Raw genomic sequence first — 20,657 nt, forward strand, 5'->3', positions numbered from 1 at the left:
GACCCGGCCAGCACGCCAGCCACCCCGCCGGACCCCGCAGCGGCAGACAGCCTGGCGGTGGGGCCGCGCCTGCCGCAGCTGCCCACCGATCCGGCCCTGCCCACCCACGCCGACGGGCGCCACTACCCATTGGTGCCGGCGGATCCGCGGCAGCTGGCCGCGCTGCTTGCGGCGGTGGAGGAGGCCCTGCGCGCCGAAGCCACCCCCGCAGAGGCGCTGCCGGCCCTCGGCCATCAGCAGCAGGTGATCTACCGGGTGCTGGCGCACCGGCAACCGCTCGCCGCCGAGGTGCGCCGTTCGCTGCCGCCCCGCTGGCTCAGTGTCTACGACCGGCACCTGCTGGCGCGGCGCTCCTTCCTGGCCATGCACCGCAGCGACCGGCGGCCCACCAGCCTGCCCAGCTGGCGCATCCTGCCGCCACCGCCGCTGGAGCAGCTGGTGCGCTCCTACAAGCAGGCCGAGCAGGCCACCGGCATCGACTGGGAGGTGCTGGCGGCCGTGAACCTGGTGGAGAGCGGCATGGGGCGCATCGATGGTGTGTCGGTGGCGAACGCCCAGGGGCCGATGCAGTTCCTGCCCACCACCTGGGCCCAGCCCGGTGTGGGCAAGGGCAACATCCGCGATCCCCACGATGCCATCCAGGCCGCCGCCCGCTACCTGGTGCGACGCGGTGGCCTCAAGGACATCCGCAAGGGCCTGTGGGGCTACAACAACAGCGACAACTACGGCCGCGCCGTGCTGGCCTACGCGTCGTTGATCCAGGAGGACCCCCGCGCCCTGATCGGCCTCTACCACTGGGAAATCCACTACGCCGCCGCCGCCGGCGACCTGTGGCTGCCGGTGGGCTATGCCCAGAACCAGCCGGTCGCGGTGGCGGCTCACCTGCGGCGCCAGCCGGCCAGCGCACCGCCGCCGGGCTCCTCCGGCTACTGAGCCGGGTCGCGACGCCGACCAGCGAATCGGGCGAGGCGTCACCGCCGGGGGCCAAACTGCTCACGACTGCGCCCGACACCTCCATGGCCCTGGATCTCAATGACCCGGAGCTTGAGTTCTCCGACCTCGTGTACGCCTACCAGAGCTGGGTGATGGCGGTGATCAACGACGAAAAGCTGGGCGGCGAAGAAACCCTGCTCACCGACGACATCGCCGAGGACGCCCTCAACGCCATGCGCTTTCTCTCCGGCGAGGTGACCTCCGCGATCGAAACCAGCCTCGCCCGCGTCTACGACGTGGACCCCGACGAACTGGCCAGCCTGCTGTTCCCGGAGGACTGAGCCGCGGCGATGGCCCCCGACCGCTACGTGCTCGGCAGCTCCGACGCGGAGATCGAGCGGTTGCGGCTGCAGCACACGCTGTGGCTGCCTTCCGCCCGTGCCGCCTGGCAGCGCGCCGGGCTGCAGCCGGGTCAGGCGGTGCTGGATCTGGGCGCCGGGCCAGGCTTCTCCAGCCTGGAGCTGGCGCGGCTGGTGGGGCCCGGCGGGCGGGTGCTCGGCCTGGAGCTGAGCCCCACGTATCTGGAGGTGGCCCGCGCCGCGGCCCAGGCCGCCGGGCTGCCGCAACTTGAGCTGCGCGCCCACAACCTCAGCTGTGATCCACTGCCGGCGGAGGGCTTCCAGCTGGCCTGGTGCCGCTGGGTGGCGATGTTCCTGCCCACGCTGGAGCCGCTGCTGGACGGGCTGTCCCGCTGCATGGCCGCTGGCGGACGGGTGGTACTGCATGAATACGTGCACTGGCGCAGCTTCGGGCTGTACCCGAACGGAGCGGCCGTGGCCCGTTTCGCCGAGGCCGCCTACGCCAGCTTCGAGGCGGCCGGCGGTGATCCGGATGTGAACCGGCGGCTGCCGGCACTGCTGGCGGCGCGCGGCTTTCAGATCGACGCCTTGCAACCGCTGGCCCTGGTGGGGCGGCCAGGCGATGCGGTGGCGCGCTGGCTGGAGCGCTTCGTGGTCATCTACGGGCAGGAGCTGATCCGCCAGGGCCGCTGGAGCACCGAGGAGGAGGCGCTGGTGGCCGCCGAGATCAATGCCGCCCACCGGCAGAGTGGCGCGCTGTGGGTGGCGCCCACCGTGCTGGAGCTCCAGGCGACACAGTGGAACGCGTGAATGCCCGCCGCCCAGCAGCTCCCCCCATGCCCTGGACCGCTGACGCCATCCCCGACCAGAGCGGTCGGATCGCTTTGATCACCGGAGCCAACAGTGGCCTGGGGCTGGAATCGGCCCGGGCGTTGGCGGCCCATGGCGCCACCGTGGTGCTGGCCTGCCGCAGCCGGCGGAAGGGCGAGGCGGCCCGCAGCGAGCTGATCGCCAGCGTGCGGGGCGGCGGCGGGCTGGAGGTGCTGGAGCTGGATCTGGCTGATCTGCAGAGCATCCGCCGCGCCAGCCACTGGCTGGCCGACCAGTACGGCCGGCTGGATCTGCTGCTCAACAACGCCGGCGTGATGGCGCCGCCGCGCACGCTCACCCGCGATGGCTTCGAGCTGCAGTTCGGCACCAACCACCTGGGCCACTTCGCCCTCACCCTGCTGCTGCTGCCGCTGCTGCGGGGCCGCAGCGACGCGCGGGTGGTGACGGTCACCTCGGGTGCCCAGTATTTCGGCCGCATCGCCTTTGACGACCTGGCGGCGGAGCAGCGCTACGACCGCTGGGCGGCCTACAGCCAGAGCAAGCTGGCCAATGTGATGTTCGCGCTCGAGCTGCAGGAGCTGCTGGCCGCCGACGGCAGCGGCGTGGCCTCGCTGGCGGCCCATCCCGGCCTGGCGCGCACCAACCTGCAGCCCGCCTCGGTGGCCGCCAATGGCTCGAAGCTGGAAGCGCTCAGCTACCGGCTGATGGATCCCCTGTTCCAGAGCGCGGCGATGGGCGCCCTGCCCCAGCTCCATGCCGCCACCGCGCCCAGCGCCAGGGGCGGTGAGCACTACGGTCCGGATCAATGGGGCGGTATGCGCGGCTGGCCCACCCAGGTGCGGATCGCACCGGCGGCGCTTGATGCCGCCCAACGGCGGCAGCTGTGGGAGGTGAGCGAAACGCTCACAGGGATCGGCCGATGAAGCGCTGGGGGCGGATCGGCGCCGCGGTGGCGGTGCTGCTGGCGCTGAGCGGCTGTGAGGGCGGCATGGCGAACCTGCTGGGCCGTGAGCCGCTGTACATCTACGTGGAGAAGGCCGGGGGCTCGATCGGCAACCCCGCCCAGAACGAAGGCACCACCAGCCAGTCGCAATTGCTGATCGACGGCTTCCGCAAGCTCAACCCCAACGTCGACATCCACGTCAACCACTTTGCGGCCGATCGGATCGTGGAGGCCATGGCCTTTCGCCAGTCGCGCGGCCTGGGGCCCGATCTGGTGGTGAGCCCGGTGGTCACGGCGCTGCGGCTGCACGAGAGGGGGCTCACCGAAGCAGTGGCGTTGAACCCCGTGCAGTTCAACCGCCTGGCGCCCCGCTTCCGCAACGACTTCCTGATCGGCAACCGCTACCTGGCCATTCCGCTGCTGGCCAAGCCCCAGGTGGCCTGCTTCGATCGCCGCCGCGTCAGCGATCCACCCACCACACTCACAGAGCTGCTGGAACTCAGCGCCAAGGGGCTGCAGGTGGGCCTGCCGCTGCAGCTCGCCGACCTGCTGTGGACCGCCAGCAGCTTCGAGGCTGACGACACTCTGTTGCAGCTGGTGGAGCACCCGCCGAGCAAGACAACCTCCACGCCTGTGCTGGTGTCAGCAGACGACCGCAGGCAACTGGAGGAGTGGCTGACCTGGCTGGCCGCCACCAACCTGCAGAGCAATGTGTCCTTCTCGGAAGACGACGCCGATCTGGTGGGCCAGCTGGAGCGAGGCGACCGGGACTGGATCAGCTGCAACGGCAACTGGCTGGAGCCGCTCAGCCGCAAGCTGGGCCAGAACCTGGGCATGTCGGTGCTGCCGGGGGCGGAGGGCCGTCCGGCGAAACCGATCACCGCCTTGCGGGTGTGGAGTTTCGGGCGCCATTCCACGGGCCGTCAACGGAAATTGGCAGAGGCCTTTGTGTTGTTCAGCCTCAACAAGGTGAACCAGCGGGAGATGATGCTCTCCGCCCCCGGCACGCTGCCGGTGAACCCCGATGTGCTGGTTCCCACCAAGAGTTCCCATCGCCTGGCGGCCCTGGCCACGAGCCTGGAGAACTCCCACATGCTGAACTTCAGCAACCCGGAGCAGACCGTGGCGGCCGGCCGGGCGATTGATTTCGTGCTGCAGCGCACGGTGCAAGGAGAGCTCACGCCGGCCGAGGCCACCGCCATGCTGCTCTCCCATCGCCCTGCTGCGGCGCTGGCACCGTGAAGGGCGGCCGATGAACAGCCTGTTGTTTGAATTCACCGGCTGGCTGGGCTACCTGAGCCGGCCGGTGGTGTTGGTGCAATGCCTGAGCGCCGGTGCGCTGCTGGCGTTCTTTCAACTGGTTGTGCGGCCACGGCTGCGCCAGGGGGGCCGCCGGCTGGCGCTGGTGGGAACTGTGGGGTTGCTGCTGGCGCTGCGGCTGAATGCGGCGCTGCTGGAGTGGCTGGGGCAGCCGGCCGGCCTGGCGCTCTACTTCATGCGCATGTATGCGATCTGGCTGTTCCTGGCCTTCCTGCACGAAGCGCTAGTGCTGCGCTTCCCGATCCGCGGGGTGGATCGTCTGTTCAACCAGCTGGTTCGGCCGTTGTACGTGCTGCTGGTGGCGGGATCGCTGGTGAACCAGCTCGATTCGCTCGAGGATGTGGCCGACATCCCCTTATTGCCGGTGTTCGGTGACACGATCACCACCGGCAATCTGTTTCTGCTGCTCACGATTCCCTATTTCCTGGTGGCGATCTCCGCCTACCCGGTGAGCTGGCTGGCGCGCTTGCTGCAGGGGCTGCTGCATTTCAGCGACGGCACCCGCGAAGCCACCACGCTGGTGCTGCGTTATCTGCTCATCGGTGTCGGCGTGCTTTGGCTGATGCACCGGGTGGGCCTCAACACCAACGCGATCGCCGCCATCGCCGGGGGGCTGTCGGTGGGCATCGGCTTCGGCATCAAGGAGGTGTTCTCCAACTTCATCAGCGGCCTGTGGCTGCTGTTCGAAGGATCGGTGCGGCCCGGTGAGATCCTGTTCATCGATGGCGATCCCTGCGAGGTGCGCAGCCTCGGCCTGCGGGCGGCCGTGCTCTGGCGCGACCGCGACAATGCCGAGCTGGTGATCCCCAACCAGGACTTCTTCACCACCACCACCGTCACCTACACCGGCACCGACCGCCTGCGCCGCAGCCAGGTGGATGTGTCAGCCGCCTACCGCCACGACCCCGCCCAGGTGATCCCTTTGCTGGAGGAGGTGGCCCGCCAATCGCCTCGCGTGCTCAGCCAGCCACCACCCAAAGCGCTGCTGCTCAGCTATGGCGATTCCGGCATCCACTACGGCCTGCGCTACTGGATCGAAGATCCGATGAACAACGGCAGCATCAAAAGCGAAGTGAGCATCGCCGTGTGGAAGCGCTTTGCCGAGGAAGGCATCGAGATGCCCTACCCACAGCAGGTGGTGCATCAGGCGTGAAGCAGGGGTGGCTGGGCGCTGAAGCCTGGCCCACGCCACCGCCCATCGCTTGGCAAGCCTGCAAGCGAAGACTGGCTCCAGGTAAGTGCATCCTGCAGCATGGGGATGGCGATCCTTCAGCAGGAACGGGATGAGAAGGCTTCACATGGCGCTCTCAACTGACAACATCGAATCCTCCATTGAGGACTATTCCAAACGCTTGGGTGTTCCGCCATGCGCAATCGTTCAAGGGGAATATGCGCTGTGGCGAACAGAGTCGCTGAATCTCTCTGTGCGGCATGATCCCGCCTTTCCGCCAGGATCGCTGCGCCATCTGGGCTGGGAAGACCCAACAGCCACCGCGTTCTCCATGGAGACGGATGTCAACGGGATTGTGTGGGAGCGATTCGCCGCCCACCATCAGGCCGAGGAGATCCAGGCGCTATGGCCGGAGGTGAGCGTCGAGGCTTGAACAGATGCCGTTGGCCGCGCCACGCACGGTCGCCTAAGAGGCTGCTGAAAATCCCATCCAGCCGCGGGAGAATGACGCAACGGCACTGAGCGGATGCGCGGCCAGCAGGAGAGGACCCGCCCCCTGTTCTCCTACGTCTCTACCGAGGACAGAATCCCCAAGGGCCATCCCCTGCGGCAGGTGCGGCAGTTGGCGGATCAGGTACTCGATCGGATCAACCCCACGTTCTGCCGGCTGTATCCCGAGGGCGGCAGGCCCTCAATACCTCCTGAGCAACTGCTGCTGGCCCTGTTGCTGCAGGCGATCTACAGCATTCGATCGGAGCGGATGCTCATCGAGCAGCTCGATGACAACCTGCTGTTCCGCTGGTGTGTTGGCCTCAATCCTGACGATCCGGTGTGGCATCCGACCACATTCACTAAATACCGTGATCGGCTGCTCAGCGAGGAGCTCATGGCCAAGTTTCTGGAGCTGCTGCTGGCTGCTCCAGAGGTCAAGCCGCTGCTGAGTTCTGAGCACTTCTCGGTGGATGGCACCTTGCTGCGAGCCTGGGCCTCCCACAGCTCCTTGGAGCGGATCGACGGGAGTGACGACGATCCACCACCGCCCAGTGGCGGCAAGGGGTTCGCATCAGCTCCTGCCAAGAACAAGAAGAGGGCCAAAGGAGACTTCCGCAGTCTGCTGCTCTCCAACCAGACACACCGTTCCAGCAGCGACGGAGAGGCCCGGCTGTTCAAGAAGGCTCCTGGTGTTGGGGCTTTTCTGAGCTACCTGGGCCACTGCCTCATGGAGAACCGCCATGGCCTGGTGGTGGCCAGTGAGGTGACCCCAGCGGACGGTTATGGGGAGCGGGCGGCAGCACTGCAGATGGCGCGTTCACTCCCTGGGGCGCACCAGAAAACACTGGCCGCCGATAAGGGCTACGACACCCGGGATTTCGTGGCCGGCATCCGCTTTGCAAGGATCAAGCCCCATGTGGCCCAGATCATTCAGGCCCGCCGCCGCTCCGCCATCGACGGCCGCACCGTTCGGCATCAGGGCTACAGCAAGTCGATCAACGCCAGAAAGCGAATCGAGCAGGTGTTTGGCTGGATCTAGCCGCAAGGCTTCTCCGTAGGCGGAGCCTTCTCGTAGAGAAGGAGTAACAGGCCGCCGGCCTGCGGCAGCTCAAGGCCAGAGGTCGATCTCGGGTGGGGGCGGTGTTCCGGTTGCATGTGGTGGCCTACAACCTGATCCGCCTGGCCAACCTGCTCAGCACAAGGGAGGCGATGGCATGAAACGGGCGGCAAGGGGCGATCGGTGTCGATTCAATGCTCCGCGAGAGGGACAGATGCCAGCAGGAATCACCCGATCGGCCGATCGAACTCCTCCAATCGCGCCGACCATCGCCCGTGGGAGCGATAGCAGGGCAGCAGCGCTCGTTTGGGCGGCAATTTCAGCAGCCTCCTAGGCGGGAGCACGCCACGCTCAGGTCGCTGAGAGAGCAGCTCCATCTCTCCTTCGACTACTGGAACCTGCTCAATGCACCCGTTGGCACCGGCACACCCTGATCACCGTGGGGTTGCAGTTCCACCTGATTCAGTATATTCCGACGGTGGTGGGGCTCAACTCAGTGCAGACAACGATCGCGGTCATACCCTTCACCCTGGCCCAGCTGGCAGTGCTGCTGCTGGTGAAGCGGCGACCCCAGTTTCCGCACCGTAACTTGCTCCGTCGGGGCTGCTGATCAGTGCGGTGGGCGATGCCCCCCTAGGTCTGCTAACCCCCTGGAGGGCATTCTACAAACCGCCGCCGGCCAGACGATGGAGACCACCCTGTTGGTGGCCCTGAGGCTCTGCCTGCTGTGCCTGGGGCTGTCGCTTTTGCTGTCCAAGACCGTCAAAACCTTGGAAGCCCCGATTGAGTAGAAATGAGTAGGAATCTGGAATGCTCATAGCTCTCCTACGGAAAGCTATGATACTTTAATTCAAGCAAGGAAACAGACTGACCCTCCAGCCATAGCCCCTACATAATGAGGAATTATACTAATTCAATGAATAATAGATCGATGCTCGACTTAGAGGCGAGCAATAACACACTGTCAGCCACGGTATGGCTGCTGGCCCACGACAGCCAGATTTCCGACCTAGTCAAATTGATTAGTGAGCGTGCCGACATTCTTCAGCACTATCGATTAAAAACGTCTGCTGCCGTTGCCCATCGCTTGCATCGACTGACTCACGCCCCCATTCATGCTACCGAGCTTAACCAGTTGAAAGCTGAGGTGGCATCAGGCAACGTATTAGCGGTTATTTTTCTCATTGACCCGAGTCTGCAAACTCCATCTGAACCTGATGTGGCAGAGCTATCTCGCCTTTGCAGTGAGCATAACGTTCCCTTTGCCTTTAACCTGCCCACAGCCCACCCGGTGCTCAATTCCTTTTTGCAGACTCGGGTGGCCCATCTTATATTTAACCCGGTCGCCGGTCAGCGTGACTCAACCCAGGACTTATTACAAATTCGCCAGATCCTTTCCCCCTGGATGCACTTGCATATTCATTTCACCAGCCGGGAGGTCGATGCCGACCAACTGGCCCAGCAGGCGGTTGCGGCCCAGCCCGACCTGATTATTGCTTCCGGTGGCGATGGTACGGTTTCTCTTGTTGCCGGTCAGATGTTGAGCACGGGAATTCCTCTTGGGGTGATTCCGAGAGGAACTGCCAATGCCCTATCGGTAGCCATGGGCATTCCGACCACAGTCGCGGGGGCCTGTCAATTGATTTTAGCGGGCACCACTCGCCGCTTCGATGCAGCTTACTGTAACCATCACTTGATGACGCTACTGGCTGGGATAGGGCTGGAGGCCGGTACTGTTGGAAAAGCTACCCGCGAACTTAAGAACCAGTGGGGGGTACTGGCCTACCTGATTGCCGGGTGGGAGCAACTGGGCGAACAGGCCCTGTTTAACGCTGAGTTTGAGATTGAGGGGCAGGTGCATCAATTCGAGGCTTATGCCGTAACCATTGCCAACGCTGCCCCGCCGACATCGGTATTGGCCCAGGGAGTGGGAGAAGTTATTTTTGACGATGGCTTGCTCGATATTACCATTATTACCAAACAGGAGGCCCAGCAACCTACCATCAGAAGTAAACTGCAAGCCACCCGCGACTTCATTAATCTGTACGGTTCAGCACTGGTCAAGACCAAAGCGGATCTGCCCAATCTATATCACTTTAGAACTGACCGATTGACATTAAAGACAACCTATCCAGAGCCCATCGTGGTGGATGGGGAAATGGTGGGCAGTACCCCCCTGGAGGTGTCTTGTTTGCCTTCAGCCTTGACCGTAGTGGCTCCGGCCAAACATCGACCCAGCTCAGTTGAAAAGGTGGCAGGCTTCTGGGTACAGAGGGTCTTCCCTAGCGTTTCAACCTTAATTGCCGCCCTGGGACTAAGTGGGCTCATCGGTCTTCCCCTCGCCTTCTGGCTGGTGAAATGGATGGCGAACGTATGGATGCCGGCTCGAACCCAAGCCCTGGAAGTTAACATCTTGCAGTTTTTTCAGCAGTTCGCCACCCCATCGGGGAATCAGGCGATGCTTGTCATCACCCGTTTTGGCAATCCGGAAATCACGGTACCGATTTTCCTGATAATTTTAGGTCTGCTTTGGTGGCAGCGCGACTACTGGAAACTACTCATGGGCATCACGGCCTTTATTGGAGTTCGGATAATTAACTATGAACTAGACCTGCTGCTGGAGTATTCTCAGCCATCCATTCACCCCCCCTCGCTAACAGACGAAGAGCTAGCTCTATTGTTCCAGGGCAACTATTTACAGGGCGCCGTGTTGTACGGTCTGATCGCCTACCTACTGGCTCTTCGGTTTCCCAAAATGGCCCGATGGTTTTATGTCGGTGCTATCCTTTGGGTGGGTGCCATTGGGTTTAGCCGCTTATATCTGGGGATTCAATGGCCCTTTGATGTCTTAGCGGGGATAGTGAGCGGGTTCTTGTGGCTGATGGTTTGCATTGTGCTGCTGCGCCTGCAGGATATTCGCCAGGCATCAAAGCGTCAGAAGCGGCAAATGGTAGCTGAATCTGGATTCAAAACCCCCTAATCAAAGCAGGTATCCTGTGGGGGCAAACGGCAATTCCCCCCTACAAATCTGGAGTATGCAATCTCGAAGAGTGGGCTAGAACTAGTGCTCTCAGGCAGAAATCAGCCGCCAATTTTTGAATTGGGAACTCTTCTATGACATGCAATTACCTTTGTGGACTGACTTCTTCTAACAGCTATTGAGGGAGAAGGTGCTGTGCTAGCTGCGCTTGTATCTGGCATCCTCGCTTAAGCCACTTGGAATTGATTGTCGTTGCCATCAGATTTCAGCTCACATGCCCTCGTGTAGTCGTTCTTGCTCAAGCCGTAAGCAGGGTGGAAAAGCACGATCTCAGAAGGGCGTCAGGTGGCTATATCCTCATAGGTGTAGGCCTCGTCATTTTTTGTTCTCATACTGGCCGCGACGGCAGTATCATCGACCTTGAACGGCTTCCAAGGAGTTGATCTCCGTCTCGCTCATCTCCCTCGGATGCCGTACCCCGTGAAGGCGCAGCACTTATAACTCCTCCCATTAACGATCCATCAGCCCTGGGGCAGGAGCCTCATCCATGCGAACAACGCGATGCCTCCTTCAGTGCGCCCCGCCGCTCCAGCGCGGTTGCTCGATTAGCCTGCTCACAAAGCGCCTCAGCAGGTGCTGCTTTTGGGTGGGGCACGGAAGATTGACGACAATGCCCCTGAAATGACCATCGATGAGCCTTGCCCTGGTGCTGCTGGCAAGTGAGTCACGCCTTGAGGCGCTGCTCGATTGGCTCGATCGCCAGGCCCTGGCCATCGCAGGTTTTCCGTTGCTCGCCACGTCCGAACTGGCCGGACGGATCCGCAGCGATCCCCGCACCGCCCGGCTGCCGGTGATAGCGCCCGAGGCGCTCGCCGAAGGAGGCGATATCCAGGTGGCCGCCCGTCTGCTGGCCGGTGAGGTAGCGGCGGTGATCGCCTTCCTCGATCCGGAGGCACCTCCGGGCTCAGCGCCCGACAGCCGGTTGCTGATCCGCGCCTGCGATCTGGCCAACGTGCCCCTGGCCCTCAATGCCGCCACCGCCAAGCTGGCGCTGCGCGGCCTGGCCCATGGCCGCTCGGCCTACCTGCTGTTCAACCCCGTCGCCGGCAAGGGAGATGCCAACGCCGATCTGGCCCTGAACCGCTCGATCCTCGAGCCCCAGCTGCTGGTGACGGTGCTGCTCACCAGTGCCAGCACCGATCCGGGTAACCAGTGCCGGGAATTGGTCGAGCTGCTCCAGGCCCGGCCGCCCAGCGACGTGGGGAACGTGATGATCGTGGCCTGCGGCGGTGACGGTACCGTCTCAGCGGTGGCGGGCACCGGCATTCCCCATCGGCGTCATTCCCCGCGGCACGGCCAACGCCTTCGCGTCGGCGCTGTCAATTCCCACCGACATGGTGGCCGCCTGCGAGACGATCCTGGCCGGCCACACCCACATGGTGGACGCCGCCCGCTGCAACGGCCTGCCGATGACCCTGCTGGCCGGGGTCGGCTTTGCGGCCGGAATGGTGGATCGAGCCACCCGCGAGCTCAAGACGATGCTCGGCCCGCTTGCCTACGTGCTCGCCGGCGCCCAGCAGCTGGTGAGCCAGCAGACATTCCAGGCCCGCGTCGAGATTGACGGCACCGTCACCGAAATGGATGCCGCTGCCATCACCGTGGCCAATGTGGCTCCCGCTACCTCTGTGATGGCCCAGGGCTTCGGCCGGGTGATTCCCGACGACGGTCTGCTGGAGGGCACGATCGCCTCGCCCAGCACCCGCCTGCAGGGCCTCAACGCCCTCCCCTCCCTGCTCACCTCCGCCGTGGTGCAGTCGCCCAGCACCCACCCCGATCTTCTGTGTCTGCGGGCCCGCCACATCACGATCACCACCGACCCTCCCCAGCGGCTGGTGATCGACGGCGAAATGCTCGAAGCCGACCCGGTGACCTTCACCTGCCTGCCCGGCGCCCTCACCGTGTTCGCGCCGCTGCCCCCACCGTGAACCTCGCCTCCGAGGCGGACATCGCCATCAAGATCGGCCGCATGGCCGAACGGGTGCGCTGGGGCCATCCCGAGATCGCCCGCCGTGGCATCGATCCCTGCCGCCTGGCGATCGAAGGAGATCCGGGCGGAGCGGAGGCCTTCTCCTTCCTCGTGCTGGGGGACAGCGGCACCGGGCTGCACCGTCGCGACACCCCCCAGCGGCGGGTGGCCGAGCTGCTGCCCGCCCATGGCACAGACGCCCGCTTCCTGCTCCACACCGGTGATGTCGTCTACCAGGTGGGCTCCAGCGAGCAGTACCCGGACAACTTCATCCGTCCTTACCGCGAGTGGATCATGGGCGGCGAGGACTGGCGCCGGCTGCGCTACGACGAGCTTGTTTTCCGGGTGCCGTTCCTGCCGGTGCTCGGCAACCACGACTACTACGACCTGCCGCTGCCACTGGGGCTGCTTGCCGGCCTGACGGCGCCGCCACGGCGCCTGCTGCGCTCCTGGCTGGATCTGGATGTGGGTTGGCACGGTTCCTATGTGGGCCAGGCGTGGGCCCGCGCCTTCCTTGATGTGCTCAGCGGCGTGCCGGAGGCGGACCTGGGCGAGCACCTCGCCCACACCCGCACCGCCACGGTCGACGGGGCCCGCTGCCTGCTCTACCGTCCCGGCCAGTTCACCCGCCTGCCCCACCGCTACTACAGCTTCCGCTGGGCCGGCGTCGACGTGTTCGCCCTCGACTCCAACACCTTCAACCAGCCCCTGCCAGCCGGCGACGACGAAGTGGAGCTGCGCGAGCGCCGCCAGCGGCTCGACGCCGAACGCGCCTCCCTGCTTCTCTCCCTCGGCGGCGACGAGGACGCCCGCGACGACCGGGCCACCAAGGCCGAACAGCTCGATGAACAGATCCTTGACATCGACAAGCAGCTCAGCGGCGGCCCCCGGGCCGTGGATGACGCCCAGCTCGACTGGTTCGCCGACGCTCTGATCGCCTCCTGGCGCAACCCGGCGGTGCGGGGCCGGCTGCTGGTGCTGCACCATCCCCCGTACGTCACCGAGGTCAGCAAGTGGGACCAGGGCCAGACCCTGGCGGTGCGCGCCCAGCTGCGCCGCGTGCTGGATCGGGTGGCCGCCGCCCTCGGCGACGTTCCCGCCGGCCGCCCCCTGCTCGATCTGGCCTTCAGCGGCCATGCCCATTGCCTGGAGTTGCTCAGCACGGGCGATACCGGACACGGCGACGCCCACATCCCCTGGGCCATCTGCGGCGGCAGCGGCCACAGCCTGCGCCGCCAGCGGCCAGAGGGGTCCGAGCTGCTGGAGGGTCCACCGGGCAGCAAGCGTGTGGTGGCACGCTCTCGCTTGTTCCTCGGCCGCAGCGGCCGGGGCTCCGCCCTGCGCCGCACCTACTCCGCCCTGAGGGTCGACGTGGCGGCCGGCACCCCGCTGAAGCTCACGCTCACGCCGCTGGTGGCGGAGAAGGCTGAAGGGAAATGGCGGCCCTACCGCGGAGCAGGGATCGCGCTGTAGACCGGCGGCGCTCCCGTCGTCGAGGGCCAGCTCCTGGTGGCTGGGGCATGGAGGTCCGGCGGCCCCGGGTGATCACTGCAACGCCTTGGCGGCCACCGGCAGTGTCGAGCTGGCCAAGTGCCGAATCATTGGCGTTCCCGCCCTTGCCGTGGCCTCTCCGGTGGCGGGCGACCTGGGCAACGCTCCCAACGCCGCGCCGAGGTGATCGAAGGCAACCTGCCCCTGCTCTTCGACCCGGAGCATCGCTGCACTGCCAGCGAACAGATCGACGAGTGGATCCTGCTCCAGGGTCACCCGGGTAGCGCACCCCAGCAGCTGGTCGTGGAGCGCAGTCTGCTGAATGGTGATGATGTGGTGCTGGATGCCAAGGTGCCGGAACGGCTGAACCCCCACCCTTGCTCACGATTACCCGTGCCGATGCCACCCTCAACGGCACCAACGCCTGGGACCTAGGAGGCTGCTGAAAAACCAACCCAGCCGCGGGAGAATGGCTCAACGGCACTGAGCGGATGCGCGGCCAGCAGGAGCGGACCGGGCCCCTGTTCTCCTACGTCTCTACCGCGGACAGAATCCCCAAGGGCCATCCCCTGCGGCAGGTGCGGCAGTTGGCGGATCAGGTACTCGATCGGCTCAACCCCACGTTCTGCCGGCTGTATCCCGAGGGCGGCAGGCCCTCAATACCTCCTGAGCAACTGCTGCTGGCCCTGTTGCTGCAGGCGATCTACGGCATTCGATCGGAGCGGATGCTCATCGAGCAGCTCGATGACAACCTGCTGCTCCGCTGGTTTGTTGGCCTCAATCCTGACGATCCCGTCTGGCATCCGACCACATATGGCCTCCGGCCAACTTCGTCTAAACCAAAAACCGTGATCGGCTGCTGAACGAGGAGCTCATGGCCAAGTTTCTGGAGCTGCTGCTGGCTGCTCCAGATGTCAAGCCGCTGCTGAGGTCCGAGCACTTCTCGGTGGAAGGCACCCTGCTGCAGGCCTGGGCCTCCCACAGCTCGCTGGAGCGGATCGACGGGAGTGACGACGATCCACCACCGCCCAGTAGCGGCAGGCTCAGGCAGGGAAGAATCCAAGGGAGCAACCAGCAGTGCCAAGCCCAGAAAGGGGCAGGCATGACGCTCATTGTTGCCAAGATCAGGTTATTCGCCCCAACACCAATCGATTCCTGCACAAGCCAGAAGGATGAAACCGCAGCGCAGAAAGGCGCTCGGCAACGCCTCTCAAGAGAAGAACCCTGGCATCAGGCGGGAAGGTACATGGCTGGCAACCGTGCACCGATCGAATCAAGCTTGAAGATCAATCTGGCTAAAATCTGTCGGTACACCCCTGGAGCTGGTGATGAGCGCAGACAAACCCACTTCCCAGCCACTCTCGGGGATCGCGGTCCGCTTCGTTGGCGGAGCAGCCATGGGCGCCCTGATTGTCTCTGTCCCGTTCTCAGCGGGCTATGCGTCCCAGCCGAGCACCCTTCAGCTGGCCGTTGCCACCTTCGTTGTGCTCTCAGCAGGGGTGATGAGCAGCCTTTGGGGAGAACGGTTTCTGGAGGCGATCTCGAAAGCGCTTGACTCCACTTCTGTGTGAACAGGGCCAATGGCGAGCCCGCTCCCGGCCACCACAGCAATCACCACTCCCACCACCATCCGCAGGCCTGACAGAGAGACGTGTTCCTAGGGAAAGTGCACCCAGCACACCTGAGGATTCAGCGCCATCCCGATGGTTTGATCGGACGCCAAGGTTGCCCCTCACCAATACTTCGGATACCTGCCAGCCCTCACGGCGTTGTTATAAAACAGCGCCACTACAGTCACGATCACGGCGCCCAGGGCGGTGGGGAAGAGCAGGAAGCTCCAGCCGGGCTGCAGCAGGAACACGATCACAGGGTTGGAGCCGGCCGGGGGGTGCACGGTGCCGGTGGCCATCATCAGGGCGATCGCGGTGGCCAGGGCGGCGGCCATGGCCCACCACTGGGGGCCGAACAGGCTGAGGAACAGCAGGCCCACGGCGGTGCTGAGCGTGTGGCCCAGCACGATGTTGCGTGGCTGGGAGAAGGGAACGTCGGGGTAGCCGAAGGCCAGCACGCAGGTGGCGCCGAAGGAGCCGAGCACGAAGGGGGCACTGAGGCCGAGCTGCAGCAGGGCCACGGCGGCGATCGCCAGGAAGCCGCCCAACCAGGCCAGGGCGATGGCCCGGCGGGCGGGCCGGGGAGGGAGCGGCGCCCTGTCACCGCGGAACTTGGCGAAGAAAGAGGCATTCATGGGGCGCTGATCTGAACGAACTGGTCGGCGGCGTAGGCGGTGGCGGTGTGGCGCAACTTGCTGCGCTCCTCATCGGTGCGCGTGCAGGCGAAGCCATAGCGGGCCCGCACCCGCTCGGACGCCTCAGCCAGCGCACGCTCGGCGCGCTGCTGCAACTCCGCCACCGGCAGCCGCTCACCGGGCTGGAGGTGCTGCAGGATCACCGTCGAGGGCGAATAGAGCGTGGTCTGGCGGCCATCGGGCCATTCGAGCTGCAGCAAGACTTCGGGCATGGCAGGAAAGCGAGAGGTGACAGTGAACGCTGAAGCGGAACCAGGCCAGCGAGGCTGAGCGCTGCACCCCCTACCCCGACGGCACCGGGCCGAAGCCGGTGAGCGCCTCGGCGCCGCTCCACACGGTTTCCTCGCCGCCACCGGCCCGTAGGCGCACGCCCGGCTCCGCCGTGAAGTGGCCGATCGGCTGGCAGATGAGTGCCGGTTCGCTGCCCTCCGCCGCGACGGCCGCGCGCAGGGCCGGCTCCTGCTGCGGCGTCACCGCCAGCAGGAAGCCGAAGCTGGGGAAGCAGGCCAGCCAGTCGTCCAGCGGCACGCCCGCCGGCGGCGTGATCGCCTCGAGCTCGAGCGTCAGGCCGCAGCCGGCGCTCTCGCAGAACATCACCGCCGTGCCCACCAGGCCGCCCATGCTGATGTCCTTGGCGGCATGCACCACCCCGTTTTCCGCCAGCTGAGCGGGCAGGGCCAGCTGGCGGCGCAGCAGCTCCGGCGCCGCCTGTGTGGCCGCATCCCAGAAGCGATCCGGATGGCGCATGCGGCCGGCGCCATTCACCAGCAGGAAGCAACGGTCGCCGGGGCGGGCGAAACGGGCCGAGAGCACCGCACCAGCGGCGCTGCCCAGCACCGCCACGGCCAGCGCGTCGTAGGGGCTGTTGAGGTTGGTGTGGCCGCCCACCACCGGCACCGCGAAGCGCGCCGCCGCTGCCTGCAGGCCCGCCAGCACCGGCTCAGCCCGCTCCGCACCGCGGCACCAGAGGCTGTTCACCAGTGCCAGCGGCCGGCCACCCATCGCGGCGATGTCGCTGAGGTTCACCAGCACGCCGCACCAGCCGGCGAACCAGGGATCCCGCTCCAGCAGGCCCGGATCCATCCCTTCGCTGGCCAGCAGCAGACGGCCGCTGCAGGCCGGCAGCAGGGCGGAGTCATCGCCGAGCAGGGCGGCCGGGCCGAGGGCGGCGAAGGGCTGGTGGGGGAAATGGGCGGCGGGGCGCTGAATGGCGGTCTTGCCGTGCAGGCCGGCCAGGGCACGCAGCCGTGCCGCCAGCGGCGCCAGGTCGATGCCGCTCATGCCACCGGCCGGCGTTCCCGCGACGGGGTGTAGTAACGGAGGTCGGCCTCCATCAGGTGATGGGGCAGCCCCTTGAGCTCCAGGGTGTCCACCGAGTGCCAGTGCAGGCGCTGGAAGAAGCGCACGTTCTGCTCCTGCACAGTCGCCAGGAAGCGGTCGCAGCCCCAGCCGTTCGCGGTGGTCACGGCCTTCCAGATCAGGCCCTTGCCGATCTGGTTGTGGCGGCGGAAGGCGGCGTCCACGCCGAGCCGGCCGCCGTACCAGAGCCTTGGCTCCTGCTCCAGGATCCGCACCACCCCCACCACCGGCCCGCCGCTGCCCGGGCTGGCGCCCGCCCGGTTGGCCCCATGGGCGATCGCCGCGATCGGGGTGGCCTCCGCATCGCGGGCGTCGCGGTCGGAGGCTTCGAACAGATGCTGCTCCTGGCAGAAGATGCGGCGACGCAGATCCCAGTAGCCGGCCAGCAGCGGCGTGCCGGGCCGCAGCAGATGGAAGGAGAAGCGCTCGGAGCAGGCCGAGGGCGAGAGGCGGAAATCCTCGGCGTCGATACCCAGACCCCAGCGCACCGACGGGGTGAAGGCGGCCGGCGCCGATGTGGGGCTGCGGCCGATGTCGTGGCTGGAGGGATCAATGAAGAACATCAGGAGCTGGAGGGGCCGCAGCCCGTCGGAGTTGGGGCCGATGGGGCGTCGCTCGTGGCGGCCGCCTGCTCGAACAGCGACAGGGCCGAGCAGGCGCCGCACTTGGCGCAGCCCGCCGACATCGCGGCAGCGCGCAGATCCGATGCCGCCAGCTGCTGGGCCACGGCCGTGTAGATCTCCACCATGAAGGCGGCGCTGGGCGCGGGATGGTGCTCCAGCGGAGTGCCGCTGATCGGCACGAACGGCACCACGAACGGGTACACACCAGCGGCGATCAGGCGCTCGCTGCAGGCCACGATCGCGGCGGCGCTGTCGCCCAGCCCCGCCAGCAGATAGGTGGACACCTCGCCGCGGCCGAACACCGCCACGGCCTGCTCGAACGCCTCGAAGTAGCGCTCCAGGCTCAGCTCCGCCTTGCCCGGCAGGATGCGGCGCCGCACCTCGGGCTCCACCACCTCCAGGTGCATGCCGAGGCTGTCGACGCCGGCGTCCTTCATCCGCTGGAACCAGATCGGATCCTCCGGCGGCTCGCACTGGGCCTGGATCGGCAGGTTCACCCGCGCCTTCACGGCCGCCGCCGTCTCGGCCAGCAGGCGGGCGCCGCGGTCGTCGCTGTTGGGGGTGCCGGTGGTCATCACCAGCTGGCGCACCCCATCGAGCCGCACCGCCGCCTCCGCCACCTCCGCCACCTGCGCCGGGGTCTTGCGCACCAGGGTGCGGCCGTCGTCGAGCGATTGCTCGATGGCGCAGAACTGGCACGACTGGCTGCGGTCGCGGAAGCGGATGCAGGTCTGCAGCAGCGTGGTGGCGAGCACATCGCGGCTGTGCAGCAGCGCGATCGAGCGGTACGGCGTGCCGTCGGCGGTGTGCAGGCCGTAGAAGCGAGGCTCCGGCGGAGCCTCCACCACCGCCAGCGGCGTGGCGGACTCCCGCTGCAGCTCCAGCCCGGCGCCACCGGCCGCCAGGCGGAAGGGGGAGCGCTGGGCGGCGCTGCTGTACACGGGCACCATCACCGTGGTGCCATCCAGGGTGAGGGCGCGGTGGTCGGAGGGGCCGGCCCCGCCGCGGCGGCCCTTGTTGCCGGGCACACCGGGCTCGACCAGGCCCTGCACCTGCAGGTCGGTGACGAGCCGCGCCAGCGCGGCGGCATCCCTGGAGTCAGCCATGGGGCACCGCCTCCGGCAAGGAACTGAGCCGTGGCGGAGGAGCGGAGATCCCCGCAGCCGGGGGCGGCACGGCCGTCAGGGGTGACCGCAAGGCTTCCCGCTGGGGCTCCAGCAAGGGCTCCAGCAGTACGGGCAGGTCAGCAGGCATGGCAGGACCAGCGCCACCACCGGCAGCCGTTGCGTTGCCCCCGTCCCGCTCCTGCACCTGGCGCGCCGGCGTGCGATCGAGACGCAGGCCGAGCAGGTCGGGGCGGCTGTAGTGGCCCACGCTGTCCATCATCCGTTTGCGCTTGGTGATCAGGGCCGGGTCGAGCTCGGCGATCGCCAGCCCTTCCCCCTCCGGCAGCGGACCCGCCAGGTAGCGACCTTCCGGGCTGATCACGGCGGTGTGGCAGCCCCCCTGGCAGGCCTTCTGCAGCGCCGGATCCGGCGTGATCTGATCGAGGTCGGCGGGATCGAGCCAGGCGGTGGAACTCACCACGAAACAGCCCGCCTCCAGCGCGTGGTGCCGCAGGGTGACGGCCGTCTGCTCACTGAAGATCGGGCCCACCAGCGAACCGGGGAACTGGGCGCAGTGGATCTCCTCCCCCTGGGCCATCAGGCTGAAGCGGGCCAGCGGGTTGTAGTGCTCCCAGCAGGCCAGGGCACCGATGCGCCCCAGCGCCGTGGGCACCACCGTGAGGCCGGCGCCATCGCCCTGGCCCCACACCATGCGCTCGTGATACGTGGGGGTGAGCTTGCGCCGCTTCAGCAGCAGCGCGCCGTTGGCGTCGATCAGCAGCTGGGCGTTGTAGAGGCTGCCGCCCTCCCGTTCGTTGATGCCCAGCAGCACGTGGATGGCGTGCTCACGCGCCGCGGCCGCGATGCGGCGCAGCGCCGGACCCGGCACCGTCACTGCCTGCTCATAAAGGCGCAGATGGGAGCGCCCCATCAGCGCCGGCGGCTCCACGAAGGAGAAGTAGGGGTAATAGGGAAGAAAGGTTTCGGGGAACACGATCAGCTGCACCCCCTGGCCGGCCGCCTCCGTGATCGCTGCCAGCACCCGCTCCACAGACCCCTCCAGGCTGTGCAGCACTGGACGGATCTGGGCGGCGGCCACGACGATCGGGCCGTTCATCGTCAGAGCGTCCAGGTGTCGAGGATGAAGGCGCCTTCCTTGCGGTGCATCAGCACGATGTCGAGCACATCGAGCGGATTCACCGGGGTGATGCCCGCCATCAGCGCCCCCTCGCCATGGCCGTAGAGGGCCTGAAGGGCGAAGCGGCAGGCATACACCTTGCCGCCCTGGTCCATGAACTTCTGCAGGCGGGCGTTGAAGTTGAGGTGGCCGTCGAAGGCGGCATCACCGAGCTTGGGGAAGCCGCGCTGCACTCCGAGGGTGACGCCGGGCCCGTAGAGCAGGATCGAAGTCTCGAAGCCCTTGTTGATCAGGCGGCTGGCCTGCAGCAGGTTCACCAGGCCGATCGAGCCTTCGAACGCCACGGTGTGAAAGGTGATGAGCGCCTTTTCGCCCGGTTCCGCCTTCACATCGGGGAACACCTTCTCCTCGTAATCCACGAGGAAATCGCCAGGTTGATTGGCGGGGCGGGTGACCTCAGGCATGAACCGGCGACCTGCGAAAGAAACAGCGTCACGACCATGCACCAGGCCTGTGTGAACTT

At 66.2% G+C, this 20,657-nt stretch carries 18 protein-coding genes and 3 pseudogenes; 13 read left to right on the forward strand and 8 right to left on the reverse strand.

What is annotated here, in order from left to right:
- Positions 1-51: 51 nt before the first annotated feature.
- The 11 genes and pseudogenes from KBY86_RS13260 to KBY86_RS13310 all read left to right on the forward strand — a co-directional run bounded on the left by KBY86_RS13260 (position 52) and on the right by KBY86_RS13310 (position 13,585).
- A complete protein-coding gene (locus tag KBY86_RS13260; protein ID WP_399221581.1) occupies positions 52-933 on the forward strand; it encodes a transglycosylase SLT domain-containing protein in 882 nt (293 codons plus the stop codon).
- 83 nt (positions 934-1,016) lie between these two features.
- Positions 1,017-1,274 (forward strand): hypothetical protein, encoded by a 258-nt coding sequence (locus KBY86_RS13265; RefSeq protein WP_255100386.1) that lies wholly within the window; start codon positions 1,017-1,019, stop codon positions 1,272-1,274.
- 9 nt (positions 1,275-1,283) lie between these two features.
- Entirely contained in the window at positions 1,284-2,102 is an 819-nt protein-coding gene (locus KBY86_RS13270) for a methyltransferase domain-containing protein (protein WP_255141460.1), read from the forward strand.
- 26 nt (positions 2,103-2,128) lie between these two features.
- On the forward strand, positions 2,129-3,046 hold the full coding sequence (locus KBY86_RS13275; protein ID WP_255141461.1) for an oxidoreductase: 918 nt from the start codon (positions 2,129-2,131) through the stop codon (positions 3,044-3,046).
- Positions 3,043-4,308 carry an extracellular solute-binding protein gene (locus tag KBY86_RS13280; protein ID WP_255100389.1) on the forward strand — a complete coding sequence of 422 codons (1,266 nt, stop codon included), beginning with the start codon at positions 3,043-3,045 and terminating at the stop codon, positions 4,306-4,308. Before KBY86_RS13275 ends, KBY86_RS13280 begins: the two co-directional genes overlap by 4 nt.
- A gap of 10 nt (positions 4,309-4,318) precedes the next feature.
- A complete protein-coding gene (locus KBY86_RS13285; RefSeq protein WP_255141462.1) occupies positions 4,319-5,539 on the forward strand; it encodes a mechanosensitive ion channel family protein in 1,221 nt (406 codons plus the stop codon).
- Between the two features lie 145 nt (positions 5,540-5,684).
- On the forward strand, positions 5,685-5,990 hold the full coding sequence (locus KBY86_RS13290; RefSeq protein WP_255141463.1) for a hypothetical protein: 306 nt from the start codon (positions 5,685-5,687) through the stop codon (positions 5,988-5,990).
- 93 nt (positions 5,991-6,083) lie between these two features.
- Positions 6,084-7,267: pseudogene (locus tag KBY86_RS13295) on the forward strand (IS5 family transposase).
- Between the two features lie 770 nt (positions 7,268-8,037).
- Positions 8,038-10,086: a diacylglycerol kinase family protein gene (locus KBY86_RS13300; RefSeq protein WP_255141464.1), complete on the forward strand. Its 2,049-nt coding sequence runs from the start codon at positions 8,038-8,040 to the stop codon at positions 10,084-10,086.
- Between the two features lie 691 nt (positions 10,087-10,777).
- A pseudogene (locus KBY86_RS13305) lies at positions 10,778-12,071 on the forward strand (diacylglycerol kinase family protein).
- Positions 12,068-13,585, forward strand: coding sequence for a metallophosphoesterase (locus tag KBY86_RS13310; RefSeq protein WP_255141465.1), 1,518 nt, complete (start codon positions 12,068-12,070; stop codon positions 13,583-13,585). Before KBY86_RS13305 ends, KBY86_RS13310 begins: the two are co-directional and overlap by 4 nt.
- Positions 13,586-13,657: 72 nt before the next feature.
- Here KBY86_RS13310 and KBY86_RS13315 read toward each other — a convergent pair whose 3' ends face one another.
- On the reverse strand, positions 13,658-13,978 hold the full coding sequence (locus tag KBY86_RS13315; protein WP_255141467.1) for a hypothetical protein: 321 nt from the start codon (positions 13,976-13,978) through the stop codon (positions 13,658-13,660).
- A gap of 116 nt (positions 13,979-14,094) precedes the next feature.
- Here KBY86_RS13315 and KBY86_RS13320 point away from each other — a divergent pair.
- Together KBY86_RS13320 and KBY86_RS13325 are read left to right on the forward strand one after the other, a co-directional pair.
- A pseudogene (locus tag KBY86_RS13320) lies at positions 14,095-14,636 on the forward strand (transposase); the annotation flags it as partial.
- Between the two features lie 364 nt (positions 14,637-15,000).
- Positions 15,001-15,174, forward strand: a complete 174-nt coding sequence (locus KBY86_RS13325; protein WP_255141509.1) for a hypothetical protein — start codon at positions 15,001-15,003, stop codon at positions 15,172-15,174.
- A gap of 161 nt (positions 15,175-15,335) precedes the next feature.
- Here the strand turns inward: KBY86_RS13325 and KBY86_RS13330 are convergent, their stop codons facing one another.
- The 7 genes from KBY86_RS13330 to KBY86_RS13360 all read right to left on the reverse strand — a co-directional run bounded on the left by KBY86_RS13330 (position 15,336) and on the right by KBY86_RS13360 (position 20,598).
- Positions 15,336-15,848: an HPP family protein gene (locus tag KBY86_RS13330; RefSeq protein ID WP_255141468.1), complete on the reverse strand. Its 513-nt coding sequence runs from the start codon at positions 15,846-15,848 to the stop codon at positions 15,336-15,338.
- A complete protein-coding gene (locus KBY86_RS13335; protein WP_255141469.1) occupies positions 15,845-16,120 on the reverse strand; it encodes an MSMEG_0570 family nitrogen starvation response protein in 276 nt (91 codons plus the stop codon). The genes KBY86_RS13330 and KBY86_RS13335 overlap by 4 nt, the downstream gene beginning before the upstream one ends.
- Before the next feature lie 70 nt (positions 16,121-16,190).
- Positions 16,191-17,189 (reverse strand): sll0787 family AIR synthase-like protein, encoded by a 999-nt coding sequence (locus KBY86_RS13340; protein WP_255141470.1) that lies wholly within the window; start codon positions 17,187-17,189, stop codon positions 16,191-16,193.
- Positions 17,186-17,830, reverse strand: a complete 645-nt coding sequence (locus tag KBY86_RS13345) for an MSMEG_0567/Sll0786 family nitrogen starvation N-acetyltransferase (protein ID WP_094511267.1) — start codon at positions 17,828-17,830, stop codon at positions 17,186-17,188. The genes KBY86_RS13340 and KBY86_RS13345 overlap by 4 nt, the downstream gene beginning before the upstream one ends.
- Complete coding sequence (locus KBY86_RS13350; protein ID WP_255141471.1) at positions 17,830-18,996, reverse strand: MSMEG_0568 family radical SAM protein; 1,167 nt, start codon at positions 18,994-18,996, stop codon at positions 17,830-17,832. The genes KBY86_RS13345 and KBY86_RS13350 overlap by 1 nt, the downstream gene beginning before the upstream one ends.
- Positions 18,989-20,113, reverse strand: coding sequence for a Nit6803 family nitrilase (locus KBY86_RS13355; protein WP_255141472.1), 1,125 nt, complete (start codon positions 20,111-20,113; stop codon positions 18,989-18,991). The genes KBY86_RS13350 and KBY86_RS13355 overlap by 8 nt, the downstream gene beginning before the upstream one ends.
- Positions 20,114-20,115: 2 nt before the next feature.
- Positions 20,116-20,598: an MSMEG_0572/Sll0783 family nitrogen starvation response protein gene (locus KBY86_RS13360; protein ID WP_094511252.1), complete on the reverse strand. Its 483-nt coding sequence runs from the start codon at positions 20,596-20,598 to the stop codon at positions 20,116-20,118.
- Positions 20,599-20,657 lie beyond the last annotated feature (59 nt).

Origin of the sequence: Synechococcus sp. Lug-A, assembly GCF_024345655.1 — a bacterium.
Lineage (GTDB): Bacteria > Cyanobacteriota > Cyanobacteriia > PCC-6307 > Cyanobiaceae > MW101C3.